Origin of the sequence: Arenimonas sp. GDDSR-1, assembly GCF_025980345.1 — a bacterium.
Taxonomy (GTDB): Bacteria; Pseudomonadota; Gammaproteobacteria; order Xanthomonadales; family Xanthomonadaceae; genus Arenimonas.
On the sequence record NZ_JAPDUI010000005.1, the window covers coordinates 75,532 to 97,485 of the forward strand.

A 21,954-nucleotide genomic window follows, 5' to 3' on the forward strand; every position below is an offset into this window, starting at 1 on the left:
GTTTACCAGAACAGCTGGGCGCGGAATTCGAAAATTTCCGGATTGTCATCCTGGAAGCCTTTGATTGCGCTGCTGTATTTGCTGGAATCGACCATCACGTAGTTCGCCGAGAACTTGAAGTTTGAACGCCAGTACCAGTTGACACCCACGGTCCAGTTGCTTTCCTTGCCGCCCATGACGCCGCTAACGACTGGGCTGGCCGGAATGGTGAAATCAACGCTGCCGTCGTTGAGGTCGGCGCTGTCGTATCGCAGGCCGAGCTGCCACATGCCTTTGCCCGGATCGTTCGGAAGCGGGGTGCTGAACACGCCGCCTTTGTAGCCCCAGCTTTCACCGGTCAGGTTATACACGCCGTAAACGTACCAGCTGTCGCCCTTGAAGTTCGGGTTGAGGTCGCGGCTGACGGTAGTGGTCATGTATTCGGCCTGGATTTTTACCGGGCCACCGACATATGCTGCTTCGAAACCGGTGGTTTTCAGGCGATCGGCATCATTGAAGGTGCCGGTGTCGATCAGGCGCTGGTTCGCGGCATCGGCGTCCGGACGCACGCGCAGACGGGCGGTGCCGTTATCGAAGCTGTCCCGGGCTTCCATATCGATGTAGGACAGGCCGAGGTGCAGAATGCTGGTTTCACTCTTGATCGGAGCGAAGTAGCCTCGGAGGCCGAAGCCCTGGCCGGAACCCAGCGATGGGCTTTCGTTGTTGGTGATTTCGTTGCCGAAGTAGCTGACGGTTCCGCCCCAGTTGCCGTAGTCGGTTTCCACTTTGGCACCCATGCGGCGGCTCATGCCCTGCATGTTGGTGGTCATGGCCTTGGAAATGAAGTCGTTGTTCTTGGTGCTGGAAAGTTCTTCAAGGCTGTTCGGCTGTTTGTATTGACCAACGGTGACCGAGGTCTGACCATTGAATTTGTAAGATACGTTGTTGTCCAGGAACTTATCCGAGCGGGCATCGTAACCGACGACCCAGCTCCACATGCCCGGGCCCTTTCCCTTCAGAATCAATTCGGCGCGGCGCATGCCGAAATCGCTACCCGTGCCATCGACAGGATCGGAGCTTAGGACACGGAAGTCGTCGTTGTACCAGTAGGAGTCGGCCTGGACCAGACCTTCAAAAGACACTTCTGAGCCGCCGATCATATCGATGGTGATTTCGGCCTGGGCGGTACCGGCAAGCACGGCAAGCACGGCGGCGGTAAGCAGGGAATGGCGGGTTTTCATCGGAGAATCCTTTACAGTTGTGGTTTAGACCTGCACAGCTTAAAAGGTGAATATTTCATTAATATTACAGATCTGCGGATTTCTCGCATCAATGGAGAAACTTTATGTCGTTCGCGCAATGTTCCTGGGTGATGGGGTGGCGTCAGATGGTTTTATCCCGGTAACGGCACAGGCTGCGCACCACGCAGTTCGGGCAGTCGGGTTTGCGGGCCTTGCACACGTAGCGGCCGTGCAAGATCAGCCAGTGGTGGGCATCGACCAGGAATTCCTTGGGCACGGCCTTGAGCAGTTTGTCTTCGACCTGGCGCACGGTTTTTCCGGGCGCAAGGCCGGTGCGGTTGGCGACGCGGAAGATGTGCGTATCGACCGCCATGGTCGGCTCGCCGAAAGCGGTATTGAGCACGACATTCGCCGTTTTGCGGCCGACACCGGGCAAGGCCTCCAATGCATCACGGTCACGCGGAACTTCGCCGTCATGGCGTTCGACCAGAAGGCGGCAGGTCTCGTACACATTTGCAGCCTTGGCGTTGTAAAGGCCGAGCGTGCTGATGGCCTTTCGAAGCGCCGGCAAACCGAGGGCCAAAATCGCCTGCGGCGTGTTGGCCGCCGGATAAAGACGGCGCGTCACTTTATTCACGCCGACATCGGTCGACTGTGCCGACAGCATGACCGCAATCAGCAATTCGAATTCACTGCTGTAAAGCAGTTCGGTCTTCGGGTGCGGATTGAGTTCGCGCAGACGACTGAAGAATTCGATGCGGTCAGCCGCTTTCATGCATCGTCACCCTTTTCAGCCAATGCCTGCGCGCGCGCGAGCGCTTTCGCCAAAGGATCGCCAAGTGCCTGTTGGCGCTTCAGGGCGATTTCGCGTTCAATCCGCTGCAGGCGTTCGGCGCGGTGTTCATGGCGTAGTTTCAGCAGTGCCGAACGGGCAAGCCGTGCCTCGCCGAGCAGGGCTTTGGCGCGGGCGAGGGCGTCCGCGTCCGTCATCACTTGCCGGTGAAAACGGCCGGCCGCCGCTGCAGGAAGGCGTCGGTGCCTTCGTGCATGTCTTCGGTGGCGAACATCAAACCGAACATCTGGCTTTCGTAATCCAGGCCGACATCAAGCGATGCCTCGGCGCCGTATCGGATGCAGTCGAGCACGCCGCGCAGGGCCAGCGGCGCCAGTGTCGCCAGATGTGTTGCCAGCTTTGCAGTTTCTTCTTCCAGCGCTTCCGGCGGGTGAACCCGGGTCACCAGATTGACCGACAGGGCGCGGGCGGCATCGATGGGCTGGCCGCTCAGGCAAAGATCCAGGGCGACGGCCTTGCCGCAAAGACGGACCAGGCGTTGGCTGCCACCGAATCCCGGAATCAATCCCAGATTGACTTCCGGTTGCCCGAGTTTCGCGGTACTGGAGGCGATGCGGATAGCGCAGGCCATGGCCAGCTCCAATCCGCCGCCCAGGGCGAAGCCGTTGATCATGGCGATGACCGGTTTTCCGCATTGCTCGATGGACAGCATCAGGTTCTGGCCGAGCTTGGAAAAATCACGTGCTTCGATCGCGCTCAAGCCGTTCATCTCGGCGATATCGGCACCGGCGACGAAAGCCTTCGGACCGGCGCCGGTCAATACGATTGCGCGCACTTGCCGGTTCCCGCCCAGACTCCGGAAGGCCTCATGCAATTCCTGCAGGGTCTCCCGATTCAAAGCATTCAGCTTGTCCGGGCGGTTGATGCGGATCCAGCCGACAGCGTCTTTCAATTCAATCAACAGGTTAGCGTAAGTCATGGGCAAGGCATCCGTTAGGTGGAACTAAAGCGCATGGCCGGCGGTCGAATCCGGTGTGGCCATCACTAGCCGTAGGGCCGGTGAATGGGTATTCTATCAATCTGTCGGGAGCATTTTTGCTCTTTTTTTCACTCTGGAGAGACTATGAAGTTGCAATTGCTGTCGGCCGTTCTGGCCTCCACGTTGGCCACCGCCGCTCTGGCCCAAACCGCTCCCGCCGCCAAGCCGGCTGCTCCGGTTGCGAGCGGCCCGGTCGACAAAGCCGCCCTGGCTTATGCCCTCGGTTATGATTTCGGCCGCAACATGGCCGATCAAGCCCCGGGTCTGGATGTCAACGCCATCAACCGCGCGATCCAGGATGGTTACGCCAAGCGTCCGCCGACCATCGCTCCGGAAAAACTGGAAGCGACCATGGTGGCCTACCAGAAGCAGCGCGAGGCCGAAGCCAAAGCACGCTTTGATACCGCCGCCCGCGAAAACAAACTGAAATCGGATGCGGTCATCGCCTCCAACAAAACCAAGCCCGGCGTGGTCACCCTGCCGAGCGGCATCCAGTACAAGGTCATCGAAGCCGGTGCCGGTGCCAAGCCCAATCTCAACAGCACGGTGGAGTTCAATTTCTCGGGCGCGTTGGCGACAACCGGCCAGGCCTTCGTCAGCACCTTCGCCGATGTCAAACCGGTTTCGGGCAAGCTGAGCGATGTGGTCAAACTGCCGGGCATGCAGGAAATCATGCAGCAGATGCCGAATGGCGCCCGCTGGCAGGTTCTGCTGCCGCCGGAAAAAGCCTGGGGCAGCGGCGTCGAGTCCGTCCGTGGCGGCCCGGGTCCGAACCAGGCCATCCTGCTGGACATCAAACTGATCTCCGTCAAGTGATGAAAAAGCCCCGGTCCGCCGGGGCTTTACGGTTATGGCGCAACCCATCCTCAGCCCCTGTGTAGGCATCTGTACCGTCAACGCCAGCGGCCTGTGTGAGGGCTGCTTCCGCACCCTGCGTGAAATCGGCGATTGGCTGGCCTACAGTCATGAGCAGCGTGAACATCTGATGGAAACCGTGCTGCCGCAACGCGAAAGCGAGTCCTGAAATGCCGCAGGCGGTCTGGCAGCAGGTGCAGCGCGCGCTGTTGAGCGAATCCGATGTGCTGCAGGCCGTGCCGCATAATCTGGCCGAACTGGAATCCTTTCTTCCGGCCACCGATGCTTTCGCGCCCGCTTCGGTACTGTGCGGTCTGGTGCCGCGTGCCGATGGCCTGCAGGTGCTGTTGACCAAACGCTCGCCCCATCTGCGCCATCATCCGGGACAGATCAGTTTCCCCGGCGGCCGCATCGAAAGCGCAGATGCCAACCCGTTCGATGCTGCTTTGCGCGAAGCACATGAAGAAATCGGATTGGAGGCGGACTATGTGCGCCTTTTGGGCTATCTCGACCCGCTGGTGACCATCACCGGATACCGTGTGTTTCCGGCCGTGGCGATTGTTGATCCGGCTTACCGAGCCGAGCCTGACGGTGTCGAGGTCGCCGAATTGTTCGAAGCGCCTTTGTCGCTTTTTCTTGATGCCGGCAACGAGCATCCCTTCGAGATCGAGTTCCGCGGTGCAATGCGCAATTTGAGGGAATTCCGCTGGCAGGATTACCGGATCTGGGGCGCAACCGCGAGTATGCTGATCAATCTACGCACGCGTCTGGGAGCGTCATCATGAGTCTGATATCCGCGCCGGTGCTTGCCGGCAAGTTGTTCGCGCCGAATCTGAAAATCCTCGATGCCCGGTATTCCCTGGCCGATGCGGCACTGGGCCGCCATGAGTTCCTGCATTGCCATATCCGCGGGGCGCAGTACCTGGACCTGAATGCCGATCTGTCCGGACCGAAAACCGATCCGCGTCAGGGGCGCCATCCGCTGCCGTCACCGGCACGCTGGCAAGCGGTGCTGGAACGTCTCGGGATTACCCCGGAACACGAGGTGGTGATTTACGACCAGGCCGACGGCGCGATGGCAGCGGCGCGCGCCTGGTTTCTGTTCATTCTGGCTGGCCATGAAAACGTGACTGTACTCAACGGCGGCATGAACGCCTGGCTGGCCCTCGATCTTCCGACCGAATCCGTGGTGGCTGAACCGGAGCCCTCACGCTATCCGGTGCATTTCCGTACGGAGCGGCTGATTGCCGAAGATGAACTCAAAGTCCGTCTGCAAAGCGCAGACGCCTTGCTGCTCGATGCCCGGGCGCCGGAGCGCTTCCGCGGCGAGGTCGAGCCGCTGGACCGGAAGGCCGGCCACATCCCCGGCGCGGTCAATCGGCCCTATGCGCAGAATCTCGACAACGGGCTGTTCAAAACGCCCGATGCTTTGCGCGCGGAGTTCAAAACCCTGGCTGCCGGCCGTAGTGAGATGCTGCTCAGCTGCGGATCCGGTGTGACCGCCTGCCACAACGCTTTAGCCTTGAGCCATGCTGGCCTCAGCACCTGGCGCCTTTTCGCGCCCAGCTGGAGCGGATGGGTCGCCGATGAACGCAACCCGATTGCGCTGGGTGATTAGCGATTCGTTTGTGGTTTAGCGAATGCTTAGCGATTCAACGCGGATTAACTCGCAAGCCCCTGCACCCGTGTCATTGCGGGTTAATGACGAACGCCATATCCAGCCGTCACGCGCACGTGCTTCAACCAACTGCCCGCGAATCCGTACAACCTGACCAATGCGCACAGCTTTCAATCGTGCTTCGATATCGGCATTGGCGGGAATTAAATGCATATTTGCGCTTTGTGTGGCAATTTCATGCGCAGGAATCGGCGGCTCATTTTGCCACTGGTAATAGTAAAAGCGACCGCCTTGGCTAATGCTTAGCTCTGCCAGTACCGCTGAATCTGACATCGCACCCCATCCCAAGGCAAAGTCCAATGGCGATAATTCGGCTTCGCGGCCTAGACGGTAGTTTTCAGTTCGTAGAACGCGCGCCTCGATTTCGAAATTAGCCAACGGCTCCAGGCGATAGTCGCCAAGATGAATTGGTGCAGATGGACTGGCACGGTTTTGAATAGGCTCGCCCGGCGCAATTTGGCCCGGCCCAGCTTGCACTTCGCCTGAAGAAAAGTAGCGCCATGTACCAAACAGCACCAGCACCAATAGTATCCAGCGCAAGCGGATGCCGAGCATTTTTATCCTCTCTGATGGCTTGAAATGGGGTGCCTAACAAAATTAGGGTTTCTTGAACAATCCGTTCAGCACGCGCTGGGTTTCCGCCGAATACCAGCCCTGCAGGAACTGTTCCATCTGGTCGCCGGCGAAACCATCAAGCGCCTGAGCGATGTCGGCGCGGGCTATGGCGCGCGAAACCCGTTGCGGACCCTGCGGCAATGCCGTGGTGCTTTTCAGCCAGGCCAGTGCGGTTTCCACCACCGCTTCTTGGGGCGCCAGCTCATCAATGATGCCGAGCGCATGCGCCTGGGTTGATTCAATCATCGCGCCGGCCACAATCAGCCGCTCGGCGCGATGGGCACCGACGATGCGGCGCATCAGGTACTGGATGGCTTCAGGGACCGCGAGACCCACTTGGGTTTCATTCAGGCCGATGCGGAACGGGCCTTCGGCCATCACGCGGTAATCGCAGCACAAGGCGAGCACGCAGCCGCCGGCCGGATTGTGCCCGGAAATGGCCGCCGCTACCGGAATCGGAGATTTCGCCAGGGCGCGGGCCGCATCGAAGAAACGCGACCAACAGGCGCGCAGGCCGTCTTCATCGCAGCCCAGCAGATACGGCACATCCAGTCCGCCTGAGAATACTTTGGCGCCGCCGCTGAGTACGATGCCGGCGGCGCCGTTCCCGGGGGCGGACTGAACCGCATCCGTCAGCGCGTCTAGCAGTGCGAAATTCAGGGCATTGACCGGCGGGCGCGCCAGTTTGATTTCATGGATGTTGCCGTGCGGAATGATCTCGATCATGGCGGTCTCGTCGGAGTCGGTTCAGGGGAAAAGTGCGGCGATGTAGTCGGGCAGGGCAACGGTCTGGCCGGCGCGGTCGATCCAGACCAGCACCGTATGGCCTTCGGCATAAATAACGGATGGATCTCCGGCGCTGCAGATGCGGTGGCCGATGGTGGCGCTTTTGCCGCCGCGTTTGTCGGCGAACAGGGACACGCTGATAGATTCCGGCCAGACGATGGGTTTGCGGAAGTCGACGTGGATGGCCGCCACGATCGGCGCGCAGTCACCATTCTGCCAGCCATCCAGCAGGCTGTTGAACCACTGCACGCGGGTTTCTTCGACATAGCTCAGGTACTGGGCATTGTTGACGTGGCCGAGTGCATCCATCTCGCGCCAGCGGACGTCCATGGCGTGGCTGAAAATCGGTGTCATTTGCGTGCCTTTTTCAGAAGTGGTGCCAGAAAGCGTCCGGTATGCGAAGCCGGGTTGGCCGCTACCTGTTCCGGCGTGCCCTCGGCGATGATTTGGCCGCCGCGGTAACCGCCTTCCGGGCCGAGATCGACGATCCAGTCCGCGGTCTTGATCACATCGAGATTATGCTCGATGACCACGACGGTGTTGCCGTCATCGCGCAGCTTGTGCAGGATGCCGAGCAGATGGTCGATATCGTGGAAGTGCAGGCCGGTGGTCGGTTCATCGAGGATATACAGCGTGCGGCCGGTATCACGGCGCGACAGTTCCTTCGACAGCTTGACCCGCTGCGCTTCGCCGCCGGAAAGCGTGGTGGCCGATTGTCCGAGTTTGATGTAACTCAGTCCGACATCCATCAGCGTTTCCAGCTTGCGGGCCAGGGCCGGCACCGGCTTGAACAGCTCCAAGGCATCTTCCACGGTCATTTCCAGCACGTCATGGATGGAGTGGCCCTTGTACAGGATGTCCAGGGTTTCCCGGTTGTAGCGTTTGCCGTGACAGACATCGCAGGGCACGTAGACATCGGGCAGGAAGTGCATTTCGACCTTGATCAGGCCGTCGCCCTGGCAGGCTTCGCAGCGGCCGCCGCGCACGTTGAAGCTGAAGCGCCCGGGTGAATAACCCCGCGAGCGCGCTTCCGGCACCTGGGCGAACAGCTCCCGCAGCGGCGTGAACAGGCCGGTGTAGGTGGCCGGGTTGGAGCGCGGGGTGCGCCCGATCGGGGACTGGTCGATGTCGACGACCTTGTCGAACAGCTCGACGCCGTCAATGGAGGCATGCGGCGCGATGGTGTGCGAGGCGCCGTTGAGTTCGTTGGCGATGATCGGAAACAGGGTGTCGTTGATCAGGGTTGATTTTCCTGAGCCGGACACGCCGGTGATGCAGGTCAGCAGGCCGGCATGCAGGGTCAGGTCCACGCCTTTCAGATTGTTGCCGGCCGCGCCCTTCAGGGTCAGCTTCATGCGCGGATTGGGTTTGGTGCGCTTGTCCGGCAATTCGATTTTCTTCTTGCCGGACAGGTAGTCGCCGGTCAGCGAACCCTTTGCTTTCAGGATGTCCTTCAGACCGCCCTGGGCGATGATGCGGCCGCCATGGATGCCGGCGCCCGGACCGATGTCGACGATGTGGTCGGCGGCACGGATGGCATCCTCGTCGTGTTCGACCACGATGACGGTGTTGCCGATGTCGCGCAGGCGGGTCAGCGTGCCGAGCAGGCGCTCGTTGTCGCGCTGGTGCAGCCCGATCGAGGGTTCGTCCAGCACGTACATGACGCCGACCAATCCGGCGCCGATCTGCGAAGCCAGACGGATGCGCTGGGCTTCACCGCCGGAAAGCGTATCGGCTTTGCGTTCCAGGCTGAGGTAATCCAGGCCGACATCCATGAGAAAGCGCAGGCGCTCGAGGATTTCCTTGACGATCTTTTCGGCGATTTCGCCGCGCCAGCCGGCGACTTTCAATTCGGCGAAGAAGGCCGTACAGGCGTCGATCGACATCCGGCTGATGTCGGTCAGGTTCTTGCCGCCGACCAGGACATGCCGGGCCGAGCGGTTCAGGCGCGAGCCGTGGCATTCCGGACATTCGCGGCTGGAAATGAATTTACCGAGCTCCTCGCGCACCGCCTGCGATTCGGTTTCCTTGTAACGCCGCTCGAGGTTGGGAATGATGCCCTCGAACACGTGCTTGCGCACCGTCCGGCCACCGGCTTCGGTCAGGTAGGTGAAGGCGATCTGCTCATTGCCGCTGCCGAACAGCACGGCCTGACGTACCGGCTCGGACAGGTCCTGCCAGGGGCTTTCCGGATCGAAGCGGTAATGCTTGGCCAGCGAGTGGATGAGCTGGAAGTAGTAGGCGTTGCGGCGATCCCAGCCGCGGATGGCGCCGGCGGCCAGGCTCAGTTCCGGGTGCAGCACGACTTTGGACGGGTCGAAGAATTGCGCGACCCCGAGCCCATCACACGACGGGCAGGCGCCCATCGGCGAATTGAACGAGAACAGGCGCGGTTCGAGTTCGGTCAGCGAATAATCGCAGACCGGACAGGAGTATTTCGCCGAGAACAGGATGCTGGGCGTGTCGGCATCGTCCATCGGGGCCAATTCGGCGCTGCCGTCGCCCAGTTTCAGGGCGGTTTCGAAACTTTCCGCCAGGCGCTGCTTGATGTCCTCGCGCGGTTTGAAGCGGTCGATGACGGCATCGATGCTGTGCTTCTGGCGCAGGGCCAGCTTCGGCACGTCGTCCAGCTCATACAGCACGCCGTCGACGCGGGCCCTGACATACCCCTGGGCGCGCAGTTGGTCGAACACCTGCATGTGCTCGCCTTTACGGTCCTTGATGACCGGCGCCAGCAGCATGAAGCGCTTTTCCGGATCCTGGGCCAGGGTCTGGTCGACCATCTGGCTGACGGTCTGGGCGCTGAGCGGATAATTGTGGTCCGGACAGTGCGGGGTGCCCACGCGGGCGAACAGCAGGCGCAGGTAATCGTAAATTTCGGTGATGGTGCCGACCGTGGAGCGCGGGTTGTGCGAGGTCGACTTCTGCTCGATCGAGATTGCCGGCGACAGGCCCTCGATGTGGTCGAGGTCGGGTTTTTCCATCACGCTCAGGAACTGCCGGGCGTAGGACGACAGCGACTCGACATAACGGCGCTGGCCTTCGGCGTAGATGGTATCGAATGCCAGCGAGCTCTTGCCCGAGCCGGACAGGCCGGTGATGACGATCAGCTTGTCGCGGGGCAGATCGAGGTCGATGTTCTTCAGGTTGTGGGTACGGGCGCCGCGGATGCGGATAAAGTCCATCATAGGGGTCGGATACGGCCGGGAATCAATCGTTCAGTCTATCAGGAAGCGGTCGCCGGGCGGTAGTCTGAACGCCGGTTCAGGCTGGGCCGGGCAGCCGCCCCGAATCGGCACTCCGAACCCCGAAGTCTGTTGACTTTTCGGGGGTTTAGGCGCATAATTTCGCGTCTGGGCTTCGACCAAAGTCCGGGTTTTTCCAAAATAACTACAGAGGAATCCAGGTCATGTACGCAATTATCGTTACCGGCGGTAAACAATACCGCGTGATGAAGGACGAAGTGCTCCGCGTCGAAAAGCTCGATGCCGAAGCCGGTGCCAACGTCGAAATCAATGAAGTCCTGCTGGTCGGCAACGGCGACAGCGTCACCGTCGGTACCCCGACCGTGGCCGGCGCCAAAGTCACCGCGACCGTGAAATCCCACGGCCGTCTGGACAAAATCCGCATCGTGAAATTCCGCCGCCGTAAGCACCATCGCAAGCAGATGGGCCATCGCCAGCATTTCACCGAAATCCAAATTACCGGCATCACTGCCTAAGACCGAGGAGAAAACGTCATGGCATCGAAAAAAGGCGTAGGCTCGACCCGCAACGGCCGCGATTCCAACCCGAAATACCTGGGCGTCAAGATTTACGGCGGCCAAGCCATTGAAGCAGGCAACATCATCGTCCGTCAGCGCGGCACCGAGTTCCATCGCGGCGCCAACGTCGGCATGGGCCGTGATCACACCCTGTACGCACTGGTCGACGGCACCGTCGATTTCGCCGTGAAAGGCCCGAAAAAGCGCCGCACGGTCAGCGTGGTTCCGGCCGAATAAGCCAATCGCGCCTGTCGGAGAAACCCCGCTTCGGCGGGGTTTTTCATTTAAGCTAAACATCATTTCCCCCGGGGAGAATACCCATGAAGTTCGTGGATGAGGCAGTCATTACAGTCACTGCCGGCAACGGCGGCAACGGCTGCATCAGTTTCCGCCGTGAAAAATTCATTCCGCTCGGCGGCCCGGACGGCGGCGACGGCGGCGACGGCGGCAGCGTCTGGCTGGAAGCCGATGAAAACCTGAATACCCTGGTCGATTTCCGCCATGACCGCTACTTCAAGGCCCAGCGCGGCCAGAACGGGATGGGCCGCCAGATGTTCGGCAAGGCCGGCGAAGACATCACCATCAAAGTGCCGATCGGCACTGAAGTGGTCAACGTCGCCACCGATGAAATCATCGGCGATCTGACCGAACACGGTGCCCGCATGCTGGTCGCCCAGGGCGGCGAGGGCGGCAAGGGCAATGTGCACTTCAAGAGTTCGGTCAACCGCGCGCCGCGCAAAGCCAGCAACGGCACGCCCGGTGAAGAGCGCGAGATCCGCCTCGAAATGAAGCTGCTGGCCGATGTCGGCCTGCTCGGTTTCCCCAATGCCGGCAAGTCCACCTTCATCCGTGCGGTTTCCGCGGCCACGCCCAAAGTCGCCGATTACCCGTTCACCACCCTGCATCCCAATCTGGGCGTGGTCAGCGTCGAGGTCGCCCGCAGCTTCGTGATTGCCGATATTCCCGGCCTGATCGAAGGGGCCGCCGACGGCGCCGGGCTCGGCAGTCTGTTCCTGCGCCATGTGCAACGTACCCGTCTGCTGCTGCATCTGGTCGACATGGCGCCGTTCGACGAGTCGATTGATCCTGCCGAGCAGGTCCGCGCCATCGAAAACGAGCTGCGCAAGTACGACCCGGGCATGCTCGAGAAGCCGCGCTGGCTGGTGCTCAACAAAGGCGACCTGCTGGACGATGACACCCGGGCTGAACGCGCCAAGGCCATCATCGCCGCGCTCGATTGGAAAGAGCCCTGGTTCACGGTCTCGGCCATCGGCCGCGAAGGCACCTGGCCGATCATGCTGAAGATCCAGCAGTTCTTCGATGACCAGAAGCACGCCGCGCTCGAGGCCGCCGAGGATCTTGCCGAACGCGCCAAAATGGGCGTTTGACCCGGCGCTTCGGCCCGAAAGGGCAACAAAAAAACCGGCCGAGGCCGGTTTTTTTCATGGCGTTGCGTCACCCGCAATCAGGCGGCTTTCAGCGCCTTGATGTGCGCGGTCAGGCGGCTCTTGTGACGGGCGGCCTTGTTGCGGTGGATCAGGCCACGCGAGGAGTAACGGTCCAGAACCGGCACGGCCTCGACGAAAGCGGCTTCGGCGGCGGCGACATCCTTGGTTTCCAAGGCCTTGACGACCTTCTTGACCAGGGTACGCAGCATCGAGCGCTGGCTGGTGTTGCGCGCGTTGCGGACCACGGTTTGCTTGGCGCGTTTCTTGGCGGATTTGATATTGGCCACAGCGGGCTCCTGAAAATCGGTGAATTGGGGGTGTCAAAGATTGAAAAGTATGGCAGAAAATCCCCGTTGCGTCAATAATGACCGTAGGTACAGCGTTCAGGATTCGGTGAAAACAGTGGCGAAACCCGGTTTATTGCGTTCCACCGCCGTTTTCGGGGGAATGACCTTCCTGTCCCGGCTGGCCGGGTTTGCCCGGGATCTGCTGCAGGCCACCCTGTTCGGGACCGGGCCGGCGGTCAGCGCCTTCGTGGTGGCCTACCGGATTCCGAACTATCTGCGCCGGATCTTTGCCGAGGGCTCATTTTCTTCGGCCTTCGTGCCGGTTCTGTCCGAACTGCGGGAAAAGGGCGATGAAGCCCAGATCCGCGACTTCCTGAACCATATCGCCGGTGCTTTGCTGGCGGCGGTTCTGGTGGTCACTGCCCTCGGAATCGCATTGTCGCCCTGGATCGCGCAGCTGTTCCTGGCCTTTGCCGACAAGGACTCCGAGCAGGTGGCCCTGACCGCGGCCATGCTGCGTATCACCTTCCCGTACCTCGCCTTCATTTCAATGACCGCCCTGGCCGGTGCGGTCATGAACAGTTTCCGCCATTTCGGGCTGCCGGCATTCATTCCGGTGCTGCATAATCTGGCCATTATTTTCGCCATGCTGGTGCTGGCGCCTTATTTCGACATTCCGGCCTATGCCCTGGCCTGGGGCGTGTTGCTGGCCGGAGTCCTGCAGTTCTGCGTGATGTGGCCGGCCTTGGCGCGTTTCGGCGTCAAACCGGCATTCCGCCTGAATTTCAGGCATCCGGGCGTGCAGCGGGTGTTCAAACTGATGCTGCCGACCATCTTCTCGTCCTCCGTGGCCCAGCTCAATCTGCTGGTCGGTACCGTGTTCGCTTCGGCGCTGGTCGCCAATGCCCAGAGCTGGCTGTATTACTCCGACCGGCTGACCGAATTTCCGCTCGGTCTGTTCGGGGTCGCCATCGGTACCGTCATCCTGCCGCATCTGTCGCGCCAGCATGCCGCCGAAAACCGCGAGGGCTACAACCATGCCCTGGATTGGGGGCTGAAAATGGTCTGCCTGATCGGCATTCCGGCAGCGGTCGGCCTGGTGGCTTTGGCCGAGCCGCTGTGTGCCACGCTGTTCCAGCACGGCAAGTTCACTGCCGAAGACACCCGCATGGTGTCGCTGGCGGTGTCCGCAATGAGCATCGGCATCCCGGCCTTCATGCTGTCCAAGGTGCTGTTGCCGGCATTCTACTCGCGCCATGACACCAAGACACCCATGAAAGTCGCGGTCTGGACCGTGCTGGTCAATGTGGTCCTGATCGCTTCTTTCGTCTCCTTGATGCGCTGGGCCGGTCTGCCCTATGCGCACACCGGTATCGCCCTGGCCACGGCAACGGCCGGCATTTTCAATGCCGCCGCGTTGGCCTGGCTGCTGCACCGCGAAAACGCCTACCGCCCCGAAGCCGGTTGGCTGGTCTGGCTGTTGCGGATTTTCGGCGCCGCCGCGGTGATGTGGGCGGTGGTCTGGGCGGTGCGCATGCAGATCGGCGACTGGGGCCAGCTGCATGGCCTTTACCGTCTGCTCTGGCTGGCGGTCGCGGTGGCGGCCGGTGCCGCCGCCTATTTGGCGACACACTGGCTTTTCGGCCTGCGACTGCGTCATTTGCGTGAAGTCTGAAGCCGGAAACAGCTATAATTCAAGGGTCATGACAGTATTATTCCGGGATTTCTCAGGACCACGGATCAGTCCGCGCGGAAGCGTGGTCTGCATCGGCGCGTTCGACGGTTTGCATCTCGGCCACCGTCACCTGCTTGACGAAGCCCGTCGCCATGCCGATTCCGAGGTGCTGGATTTGGTCGTGGTCAGCTTCGAGCCCCTGCCGCGCGAGTTCTTCGGTAAAGCCAATCCGCCGCCGCGGCTGATCCGAGCCCGGCAGAAATTCCGTGCGTTGCGCGGGTGTGGCGCCGATGCCGTCGGATTGCTGCGGTTCAATCAGGCCCTTGCCGACACGCCGGCGGAAACCTTCATCACGGAATTGCTGGTGCAGCGCCTGAATGCGCGCCGCGTCCTGGTCGGTCCGGATTTCTTTTTCGGTAAAGGCCGACGCGGCGATCTGGCCATGCTCAAGCAGTTCGGAATGGCGCATGGTTTCGAAGCCCATGCCGTGCAGCCGCAGGTACAGCAGGGCGAGCGGATTTCAAGCTCCCTGATCCGTGCCGATCTGCAGGCCGGCCGCATTCAGGATGCCGCGCTGAAACTCGGCCGCCCGTATGCCATCGAAGGCCGTGTCGTTCGCGGACAGCAGCTTGGCCGAACGCTCGGCTATCCGACCGCGAATATCCGACTGCAGGGCCGCAAGCCGGCATTGATGGGTATCTATGCGACCTGGATCCACGGTGTCGGCAGTGAACCGATTGCCGGCGTGTCCAGTCTGGGGACGCGGCCGACCGTGAACGGGCGCGAACCGCTGCTTGAAGCCCATCTGTTCGATTTCGACGGCGATCTTTACGGAAAGCATCTACGGGTGGAGTTCGTCAGCAAGCTGCGCGATGAAGAAAAATTCGAAGGTCTTGATGCGCTGGTGCGCCAGATGGACTTGGATGCCGCACAGGCGCGCGAAATTCTGGCGCGCCGTACTTTGGGAGAATGTGCGTGAGCACGCAGGAAAACAGCAAGGACTACAAACACACCATCAGTCTGCCGGACACGGCTTTCGCCATGCGCGGCGACCTGCCCAAGCGCGAACCGGCCATGCTGGCGCAATGGCAGCAGCATGATCTGTATGCGGCCGTGCGCGCCCGCAATGCCGGCAAGCCAGTGTTCGTTCTGCACGACGGCCCGCCCTATGCCAACGGCAACATCCACATCGGTCACGCCGTCAATAAGGTGCTGAAGGATGTCGTGGTCAAATCCAAGATGATGGCCGGCTTCGATGCCCCGTATGTTCCGGGCTGGGATTGCCATGGTCTGCCGATCGAACTGGCCGTGGAAAAAAAGCACGGCAAAGTCGGCGTGAAACTCGATGCCCGCGAATTCCGCCAGAAGTGCCGGGAGTACGCCGCCGAACAGATCGCCGGCCAGTCCAAGGATTTCCAGCGCCTCGGCGTTCTGGGCGACTGGAAAAACCCCTACCGCACCATGGATTTCGCCTTCGAAGCCGAGATGCTGCGCAGTCTGGCCAAAATCACCGAACGCGGCCATCTGGCACGCGGGGTGAAGCCGGTGCATTGGTGCTTCGACTGCGGCTCGGCTCTGGCCGAAGCGGAAATCGAATACGCCGATAAAACCTCGCCGGCGGTGGATGTGGCCTATGCCGCGCTCGATCCGGCGGCAGTGGCAAAAGCCTTTGGAGTTGATGGTGCTGCGCCTGTCGCGGTGCCGATCTGGACCACCACGCCGTGGACGCTGCCGGCCAGCATGGCGGTCACCCTCGGGCCGGACGTCGATTATGTCCTGGTACGCGGACCCGAAGGTCTGCTGGTACTGGCCGAAGCGCTGGCGGAATCTGCGTTGGCGCGTTACGGCGTCGCCACGGTCGAGATCCTTGGCCGTGCACCGGGTGCGGCGCTCGAGCATCAGCTGCTTCAGCATCCGTTTTACGCACGCACCGTGCCGGTCATCCTCGGCGATCATGTCACCACCGATGCCGGTACCGGCGCCGTACACACTGCGCCGGGTCACGGCCAGGAAGACTTCGCGGTCGGCCAGAAATACGGCATCGAAACGCTCAATCCGGTCGATGGCAAAGGCGTGTACCTGCCGAATACCGAAATTTTCGCCGGCCAGCACATCTGGAAGGCGAATGACAGCATCGTCGAACTGCTGCGCGAGCGGGGCGTGCTTTTGGCGTTTTCCAAACTCACCCACAGCTACCCGCATTGCTGGCGACATAAAACGCCGGTGGCCTTCCGCGCCACGCCGCAATGGTTCATCTCCATGCAGCAGGCCGGTCTGCGCGATGACGCATTGAACGCTATCGATGGCGTGCGCTGGATTCCCGACTGGGGCCAGGCGCGCATCAAGGGCATGATTGACGGCCGTCCGGACTGGTGCATTTCGCGCCAACGCACCTGGGGCGTGCCCATTGCGCTGTTCATCGACAGGATCAGCGGCGAGCCGCATCCGGACTCCGTGGCGCTGATGCGCAAGGTCGCCGATCTGGTCGCCGTTTCCGGCATCGATGCCTGGTTCGATCTTCAACCCGAAACGCTGCTCGGCGGCGATGCCGCCCATTACGAAAAAATCACCGATATCCTCGATGTCTGGTTCGATTCCGGGGTAACCCACCAGGCGGTGCTGGCCGCACGTCCGGCCGATGGCCTGTCGAAGCCGGCCGATCTGTATCTGGAAGGCTCCGACCAGCACCGCGGCTGGTTCCAGAGCTCGCTGCTGACCGGGGTGGCGATGGACGGCGTCGCCCCTTACCGGCAGGTGCTCACGCACGGCTTCACGGTCGACGCCCAGGGCAAGAAAATGTCCAAATCGATCGGCAACACGGTCGAGCCGCAGAAGGAAATCGACAAGCTCGGCGCCGATGTGCTGCGTCTGTGGATCGCCAGTGCCGATTACCGCAACGAGATGTCGGTGTCCGATGACATCCTCAAGCGCAGTGCCGACGGTTACCGCCGCATCCGCAATACCGCCCGTTTCCTGCTCGGCAATCTGTCCGGATTCGATCCGGCCGTGCATGCCGTAGCGCCTGCCGACTGCCTGCTGCTCGATCAGTGGGCGATGGCAAAGGCCCGACAGCTGCATGAGCGCGTGGGCCAGGCCTATGCCGATTATGATTTCGCGCGGGTCGTCGCCAGCCTGCAGAACTTCTGCAGCAATGAAATGGGTGCGCTGTATCTCGACGTGACCAAGGACCGTCTGTACACCATGCCGGTGGACAGTCTCGGTCGCCGTTCCGCGCAGTCGGCCATGCATGCCATCGTGCAGGTTCTGGTGCGGGCGCTCGCGCCGGTGCTGAGCTTCACCGCCGAGGAGATCTGGCAGCAGATTCCGGGAGCCGGAAACGAAAGCATCTTCCTGCAGGACAATGCCGCGATCGACGTTCTTTTGCCGGCCGATGGCGGATACCTGAAAGCCGATGGTGCCGCCATGCAGCAATTGCTGGCCATGCGCGACGCGGTCGGCAAAGTGCTCGAGCCGATGCGTGCCGAGGGCAGGCTGGGCGCGGCCCTGCAGGCCGAAGTCACGGTGTATGCCGAAGAATCGGCGCTTTCCGCCTTGCCGGATACCGCCGATGAACTGCGCTTCCTGTTCATCACCTCGCAACTCAAGCTGGCGCCGCTGTCGGCCGCATCCGTGCAGGCCGTGGCCGTCGAAGGCACGCCGTTCAAGGTCCTGGCCGAGGTTTCCGGCCACGGCAAATGCGTGCGCTGCTGGCATTACAGTGCCAGTGTCGGTACCGATGCCGAAGATCCGGAATTGTGCGGGCGCTGCATCGGCAACGTGCGTGGTGCGGGCGAAACCCGGAGATTTTTCTGATGAGTGACCGCAAAAATGCATTGCCCTGGCTCGGCCTTTCCGTGGCCATCATCGTGCTGGACTGGATCAGCAAACAATGGGCGCTGTCGGCGCTGACTTACGGCGTGCCGCAGGAAGTGGTGCCCGGCTTCTGGAACTGGACCCTGGTGCACAATACCGGTGCCGCCTTCAGTTTCCTGGCCGATGCCGGCGGCTGGCAGCAGTGGCTGTTCAGCGCTCTGGCGGTTTTCATCTCGGCGGTTTGCGTCGGCATGCTGGCCAAGCAACCGCGTGCCGAATGGCGCATGGCATTGCCGCTGGCCTTGATTGTCGGCGGTGCGCTGGGCAACCTGATCGACCGCGTACGCTTCGGTTATGTCGTCGATTTCGTGCATTGGTACTGGCGTGATTTCCACTGGCCGGTATTCAATCTGGCCGATTCGGCCATCAGCATCGCCGCCGTGCTGCTGATTGTCTTCAGTTTCGTACCTGATAAGACGCCGGAATCAACGTGAACATCGTCCTGGCCAATCCAAGGGGTTTCTGCGCCGGTGTCGACCGGGCCATCGAAATCGTCAATCGCGCGCTCGACATGCTGGGCGCGCCGATTTACGTGCGCCATGAAGTCGTGCATAACCAGTTCGTGGTCAACGATCTGCGTGCACGCGGCGCGGTGTTCGTGGAAGAGCTCGATGAGGTTCCGGCCGGAGCCACGGTGATCTTCAGTGCCCATGGCGTGTCGCAGGCGGTGCGCCGTGAAGCCGAAGCCCGCGGCTTGAAGGTGTTCGATGCCACCTGTCCGCTGGTGACCAAAGTGCACATCGAGGTGACGCGGCATTGCCGGGCCGGCCGCGATGTGGTGCTGATCGGGCACGAGGGCCATCCCGAAGTGGAGGGCACCATGGGCCAGTGGCTCAGCCAGGGCGCGCGCGGCAACATCTATCTGGTCGAGGATGTGGAAGACGTCATGAGCCTCGAAGTGTCCCAGCCGGAGCACTTCGCGTTCACCACGCAGACCACCCTTTCCGTCGATGAAACCCGGGATGTCATTGCCGCCCTGCGTTCGCGCTTCCCGAAAATCGAAGGGCCGCGCCATGACGACATCTGCTACGCCACCCAGAACCGGCAGGATGCGGTGCGGGAGCTGTCCAACCAATGCGATCTCATCTTCGTGGTCGGCTCGGTCAACAGTTCCAATTCCAATCGCTTGCGGGAATTGGCCGAAAAGAACGGCGCACGCGCCTATCTGATCGACGGTGCCGACGACATCCGCCCCGAATGGCTGGAGGGTGCTGCCCGTATCGGGGTCACCGCCGGCGCCTCGGCGCCGGAAGTCCTGGTGCAGGGGGTCATTTCGCATCTCCAGCAGCTGGGCGGCGGCGCCGTCACCGAGCTCGACGGCGAGCCGGAGGACATGGTATTCGCCTTGCCGAAAGAGCTGCGCATCACCCTTTTGGACTGAGTTTCATTGCCTAAATCCGGCAAAAACCGTAAAATCACCCATCCGCCGGAATAGCTCAGTCGGTAGAGCGGCGCATTCGTAATGCGTAGGTCGGAGGTTCGATTCCTCTTTCCGGCACCATCCGTAAAACCCGCTCCGGCGGGTTTTTCCCTCTCGGGAGCACCCCATGGCCGGTTCCAGTCTGCTTGCCCTGATCGACGACATCGCGACCCTGCTGGACGATGTGTCGGTGATGACCAAGGTCGCGGCCAAACAGACCGCCGGCGTGCTCGGCGACGATCTGGCGCTGAACGCGCACCAGGTCAGCGGCGTGAATCCCGACCGCGAACTGCCGGTGGTGTGGGCGGTGTGCAAGGGCTCGTTCGTCAACAAACTCATTCTGGTGCCGTCGGCGCTGCTGATCAGCGCCTTCGTGCCCTGGCTGATCGTGCCCTTGTTGCTGATCGGCGGCGCGTATCTGTGCTACGAGGGCTCCGAGAAGCTCGTGCATAAATTCGCCGGGCACGCCGAGGCTGATTCGGAATCGCATTACCAGGAACTGATCGAAGCGGTCAGCAACGAACAACTTGACCTGGTGCAGTACGAGAAGGACAAAATCAAGGGTGCCATCCGCACCGATTTCATTCTGTCCGCCGAAATCATCGTGATTACCCTCGGTGCCGTGGCCGGAAAATCGCTGTGGGTGCAAATCGGCGCGCTGTCGGCCATTGCGGTGCTGATGACGGTCGGGGTGTACGGTGTGGTCGGCGGCATCGTCAAGCTCGATGATGCCGGTCTGCATCTGATACGCAATCCCGCAGCCGGACTGTGGTCGCGTGGCAAGCAGGCTGTAGGCGGCTTTCTGCTGTGGCTGGCACCGAAGCTGATGAAATTCCTGTCGGTGGCCGGCACCGCCGCCATGTTTCTGGTCGGCGGCGGCATCCTGACCCACAACGTGCCGCTGCTGCACCATGCCGTCGAAGGCATCGGCGCACTGCTGCCGTCCCTGTCGTGGCTAATCACCGCGCTGGTCAATGCGGTGTTCGGCGTGCTGCTGGGCCTGGCCGTGGTGGCGCTGGTTGCCCTTTACGGAAAACTGTTCCGGCGCAAGCGCGCTTAAGGGCTTTGCGTCGCCAGCATCGGCAGTTCGATGCCGCTGAGTTTCCAATGCAGGCCCGTGCGGGTGAACGTGAAGCGATAAGTGCCGGTTTCGGCATGGGAGACCGTGGCCACGAAAGTCCGGTGATCGATGTAATCGGTTTCGGCATTCTCGAAGACCTTGTCGGTGCTGGTCGAGGAAGGTACCGGGGTGACCAGCTCGCCGAGTCCGAAATCCAGATCCGGCGCGTTACCCTGCATGATGTACAGCAGCTGCCCGGCCATCAAGGGGTCGATGGCCTGTTCCAGCACTTTGCTGCTCAGCGTGGTCACGGCCTGATCCAGGATCGGGATTTTTTTCAGCAGATCCGGCGTTTCCGCTTCGATTTTGCGCTGCAATTGCAGCTTCAGTCCCGCGCGTACGGCGGGGAAATCGATCTGCGCACTCAGTCCGTCCAGATCCTGCGCTGCGATGCTTTTTTCGATGCGATGCATGGTCAGGTAAGGGCCGGCCGCGACATAGCCCAGAACCGCCAAGCCGGCCAGACCGGCAAGCAGAAGCCATTTCTTCATGATGTCATCCTTTCCGATGCCTTTTGACTGCCATCAGGCTACACTAAAGACCATGGCAATTTCAAAGAAAAGCAAGTCCGCGTATGTCTGCAGCGACTGCGGCGCATCCTACGGCCAATGGCAGGGCCAGTGCGGCGATTGCGGGCAGTGGAACACCCTCACTGAAGTCACCTTGGCGGCCACCGTGGCCAAGCCTCTGCGCACCGGTTATGCCGGCGCGGTCGAACCGAAAATCACGCCCTTGAAACAGGTTTCCGGCGAGACCCAGGTGCGCGTCAGTACCGGCCTGAATGAACTCGATCGCGTGCTCGGCGGCGGGCTGGTGGAAGGCTCGGTAGTGCTGATTGGCGGTGATCCGGGCATCGGCAAATCCACGCTGTTGTTGCAGGCCCTGGCTAGCCTTGCGGCGCGCCAACCGGCACTGTACATCAGCGGCGAGGAAAGCCTCGGCCAAGTGGCCGGGCGGGCGCTGCGTCTGGGTCTGGATACCGAACATCTTTTGGCGCTGGCGGAAACCTCGGTCGAGAAGATCCTGCAGCACTGCCAACAGGCCAAACCGAAGATTCTGGTCGCCGATTCCATCCAGACCCTGTGGAGCGAGCAGCTCAGCGCCGCCCCGGGTTCAGTCAGCCAGGTGCGTGAATGCGCAGCGCGTCTGGTGCGCTATGCCAAGGAAACCGGCACCTCGGTATTCCTGGTCGGGCATGTTACCAAAGAGGGCGGCATCGCCGGCCCGCGCGTGCTGGAGCACATGGTCGATGCCGTGCTGTATTTCGAAGGCGAGAGCGGTTCGCGCTTCCGGCTGCTGCGTGCATTCAAGAACCGCTTCGGTGCGGTCAACGAACTCGGCGTGTTCGCCATGGCCGACAAAGGCCTGAAGGAAGTCGCCAA

General features: G+C 61.5%; 23 protein-coding genes, 1 tRNA gene and 1 pseudogene. 15 read left to right on the forward strand and 10 right to left on the reverse strand.

Translation table 11 applies throughout. The features are described from left to right. Window positions 1–2: 2 nt before the first annotated feature. The 4 genes from Q0W88_RS01990 to Q0W88_RS02005 all read right to left on the reverse strand — a co-directional run bounded on the left by Q0W88_RS01990 (window position 3) and on the right by Q0W88_RS02005 (window position 2,992). On the reverse strand, window positions 3–1,220 hold the full coding sequence (locus Q0W88_RS01990) for a porin (RefSeq protein ID WP_297799450.1): 1,218 nt from the start codon (window positions 1,218–1,220) through the stop codon (window positions 3–5). A 142-nt stretch (window positions 1,221–1,362) separates the two neighbouring features. Next, complete coding sequence (gene nth, locus Q0W88_RS01995) at window positions 1,363–1,995, reverse strand: endonuclease III (RefSeq protein WP_297799452.1); 633 nt, start codon at window positions 1,993–1,995, stop codon at window positions 1,363–1,365. Next, the gene (locus Q0W88_RS02000; protein ID WP_297799454.1) at window positions 1,992–2,210 is read right to left on the reverse strand and encodes a hypothetical protein; all 219 of its coding nucleotides are present in this window, start codon (window positions 2,208–2,210) and stop codon (window positions 1,992–1,994) included. The genes nth and Q0W88_RS02000 overlap by 4 nt, the downstream gene beginning before the upstream one ends. Then, window positions 2,210–2,992 carry an enoyl-CoA hydratase-related protein gene (locus Q0W88_RS02005; RefSeq protein ID WP_297799457.1) on the reverse strand — a complete coding sequence of 261 codons (783 nt, stop codon included), beginning with the start codon at window positions 2,990–2,992 and terminating at the stop codon, window positions 2,210–2,212. The genes Q0W88_RS02000 and Q0W88_RS02005 overlap by 1 nt, the downstream gene beginning before the upstream one ends. 144 nt (window positions 2,993–3,136) lie before the next feature. Here Q0W88_RS02005 and Q0W88_RS02010 point away from each other — a divergent pair, with 144 nt between their 5' ends. From Q0W88_RS02010 to Q0W88_RS02025, 4 genes are read left to right on the forward strand one after another with little or no spacing between them, the layout of a single operon-like run. Next, entirely contained in the window at window positions 3,137–3,868 is a 732-nt protein-coding gene (locus Q0W88_RS02010; RefSeq protein ID WP_297799459.1) for an FKBP-type peptidyl-prolyl cis-trans isomerase N-terminal domain-containing protein, read from the forward strand. Window positions 3,869–3,902: 34 nt separating this feature from the next. Then, window positions 3,903–4,076 (forward strand): DUF1289 domain-containing protein, encoded by a 174-nt coding sequence (locus Q0W88_RS02015; protein ID WP_297799461.1) that lies wholly within the window; start codon window positions 3,903–3,905, stop codon window positions 4,074–4,076. 1 nt (window position 4,077) lies between these two features. Further along, window positions 4,078–4,692: a CoA pyrophosphatase gene (locus tag Q0W88_RS02020; RefSeq protein ID WP_297799463.1), complete on the forward strand. Its 615-nt coding sequence runs from the start codon at window positions 4,078–4,080 to the stop codon at window positions 4,690–4,692. Further along, complete coding sequence (locus Q0W88_RS02025) at window positions 4,689–5,525, forward strand: sulfurtransferase (RefSeq protein WP_297799465.1); 837 nt, start codon at window positions 4,689–4,691, stop codon at window positions 5,523–5,525. The genes Q0W88_RS02020 and Q0W88_RS02025 overlap by 4 nt, the downstream gene beginning before the upstream one ends. Window positions 5,526–5,540: 15 nt before the next feature. Here the strand turns inward: Q0W88_RS02025 and Q0W88_RS02030 are convergent, their stop codons facing one another. From Q0W88_RS02030 to uvrA, 4 genes and pseudogenes are all read right to left on the reverse strand, one after another. Beyond that, window positions 5,541–6,140: a hypothetical protein gene (locus Q0W88_RS02030; protein ID WP_297799467.1), complete on the reverse strand. Its 600-nt coding sequence runs from the start codon at window positions 6,138–6,140 to the stop codon at window positions 5,541–5,543. Window positions 6,141–6,182: 42 nt separating this feature from the next. Beyond that, window positions 6,183–6,926, reverse strand: coding sequence for an enoyl-CoA hydratase/isomerase family protein (locus Q0W88_RS02035; protein WP_297799469.1), 744 nt, complete (start codon window positions 6,924–6,926; stop codon window positions 6,183–6,185). 21 nt (window positions 6,927–6,947) lie between these two features. After that, on the reverse strand, window positions 6,948–7,340 hold the full coding sequence (locus Q0W88_RS02040) for a thioesterase family protein (protein ID WP_297799471.1): 393 nt from the start codon (window positions 7,338–7,340) through the stop codon (window positions 6,948–6,950). A gap of 14 nt (window positions 7,341–7,354) precedes the next feature. Beyond that, window positions 7,355–10,171: pseudogene (gene uvrA, locus Q0W88_RS02045) on the reverse strand (excinuclease ABC subunit UvrA); the annotation flags it as partial. Window positions 10,172–10,395: 224 nt separating this feature from the next. Here uvrA and rplU point away from each other — a divergent pair. The 3 genes from rplU (at window position 10,396) to cgtA (ending at window position 12,137) form a co-directional block, all read left to right on the forward strand. After that, on the forward strand, window positions 10,396–10,707 hold the full coding sequence (gene rplU / locus Q0W88_RS02050) for a 50S ribosomal protein L21 (RefSeq protein WP_297799475.1): 312 nt from the start codon (window positions 10,396–10,398) through the stop codon (window positions 10,705–10,707). Between the two features lie 18 nt (window positions 10,708–10,725). After that, entirely contained in the window at window positions 10,726–10,986 is a 261-nt protein-coding gene (rpmA, locus tag Q0W88_RS02055) for a 50S ribosomal protein L27 (RefSeq protein WP_297799478.1), read from the forward strand. A gap of 83 nt (window positions 10,987–11,069) precedes the next feature. After that, window positions 11,070–12,137 (forward strand): Obg family GTPase CgtA, encoded by a 1,068-nt coding sequence (gene cgtA / locus Q0W88_RS02060; RefSeq protein WP_297799480.1) that lies wholly within the window; start codon window positions 11,070–11,072, stop codon window positions 12,135–12,137. Between the two features lie 77 nt (window positions 12,138–12,214). On the opposite strand, the gene rpsT is transcribed toward cgtA, so the two are convergent. Then, complete coding sequence (gene rpsT, locus Q0W88_RS02065) at window positions 12,215–12,484, reverse strand: 30S ribosomal protein S20 (protein ID WP_297799482.1); 270 nt, start codon at window positions 12,482–12,484, stop codon at window positions 12,215–12,217. A gap of 49 nt (window positions 12,485–12,533) precedes the next feature. Here rpsT and murJ point away from each other — a divergent pair, with 49 nt between their 5' ends. The 7 genes from murJ to Q0W88_RS02100 all read left to right on the forward strand — a co-directional run bounded on the left by murJ (window position 12,534) and on the right by Q0W88_RS02100 (window position 20,512). After that, window positions 12,534–14,159: a murein biosynthesis integral membrane protein MurJ gene (gene murJ, locus Q0W88_RS02070; RefSeq protein ID WP_297799484.1), complete on the forward strand. Its 1,626-nt coding sequence runs from the start codon at window positions 12,534–12,536 to the stop codon at window positions 14,157–14,159. 28 nt (window positions 14,160–14,187) lie between these two features. Then, window positions 14,188–15,138 (forward strand): bifunctional riboflavin kinase/FAD synthetase, encoded by a 951-nt coding sequence (locus Q0W88_RS02075; protein WP_297799486.1) that lies wholly within the window; start codon window positions 14,188–14,190, stop codon window positions 15,136–15,138. Window positions 15,139–15,200: 62 nt separating this feature from the next. Next, the gene (gene ileS / locus Q0W88_RS02080; RefSeq protein ID WP_297799505.1) at window positions 15,201–17,972 is read left to right on the forward strand and encodes an isoleucine--tRNA ligase; all 2,772 of its coding nucleotides are present in this window, start codon (window positions 15,201–15,203) and stop codon (window positions 17,970–17,972) included. Next, window positions 17,972–18,466 (forward strand): signal peptidase II, encoded by a 495-nt coding sequence (gene lspA, locus Q0W88_RS02085; RefSeq protein ID WP_297799488.1) that lies wholly within the window; start codon window positions 17,972–17,974, stop codon window positions 18,464–18,466. Before ileS ends, lspA begins: the two co-directional genes overlap by 1 nt. Beyond that, window positions 18,463–19,413, forward strand: coding sequence for a 4-hydroxy-3-methylbut-2-enyl diphosphate reductase (gene ispH / locus Q0W88_RS02090; RefSeq protein WP_297799490.1), 951 nt, complete (start codon window positions 18,463–18,465; stop codon window positions 19,411–19,413). The genes lspA and ispH overlap by 4 nt, the downstream gene beginning before the upstream one ends. A gap of 44 nt (window positions 19,414–19,457) precedes the next feature. Then, window positions 19,458–19,533, forward strand: a tRNA-Thr gene (locus Q0W88_RS02095). 46 nt (window positions 19,534–19,579) lie between these two features. Beyond that, window positions 19,580–20,512, forward strand: coding sequence for a DUF808 domain-containing protein (locus Q0W88_RS02100; RefSeq protein WP_297799492.1), 933 nt, complete (start codon window positions 19,580–19,582; stop codon window positions 20,510–20,512). Here Q0W88_RS02100 and Q0W88_RS02105 read toward each other — a convergent pair. Next, complete coding sequence (locus tag Q0W88_RS02105; protein WP_297799496.1) at window positions 20,509–21,063, reverse strand: DUF2939 domain-containing protein; 555 nt, start codon at window positions 21,061–21,063, stop codon at window positions 20,509–20,511. The genes Q0W88_RS02100 and Q0W88_RS02105 overlap by 4 nt on opposite strands. 52 nt (window positions 21,064–21,115) lie before the next feature. Between Q0W88_RS02105 and Q0W88_RS02110 the strand changes: the two genes are divergently transcribed. Next, on the forward strand, window positions 21,116–21,954 hold an 839-nt coding region (locus Q0W88_RS02110; protein ID WP_297799498.1), incomplete at its 3' end, for a DNA repair protein RadA.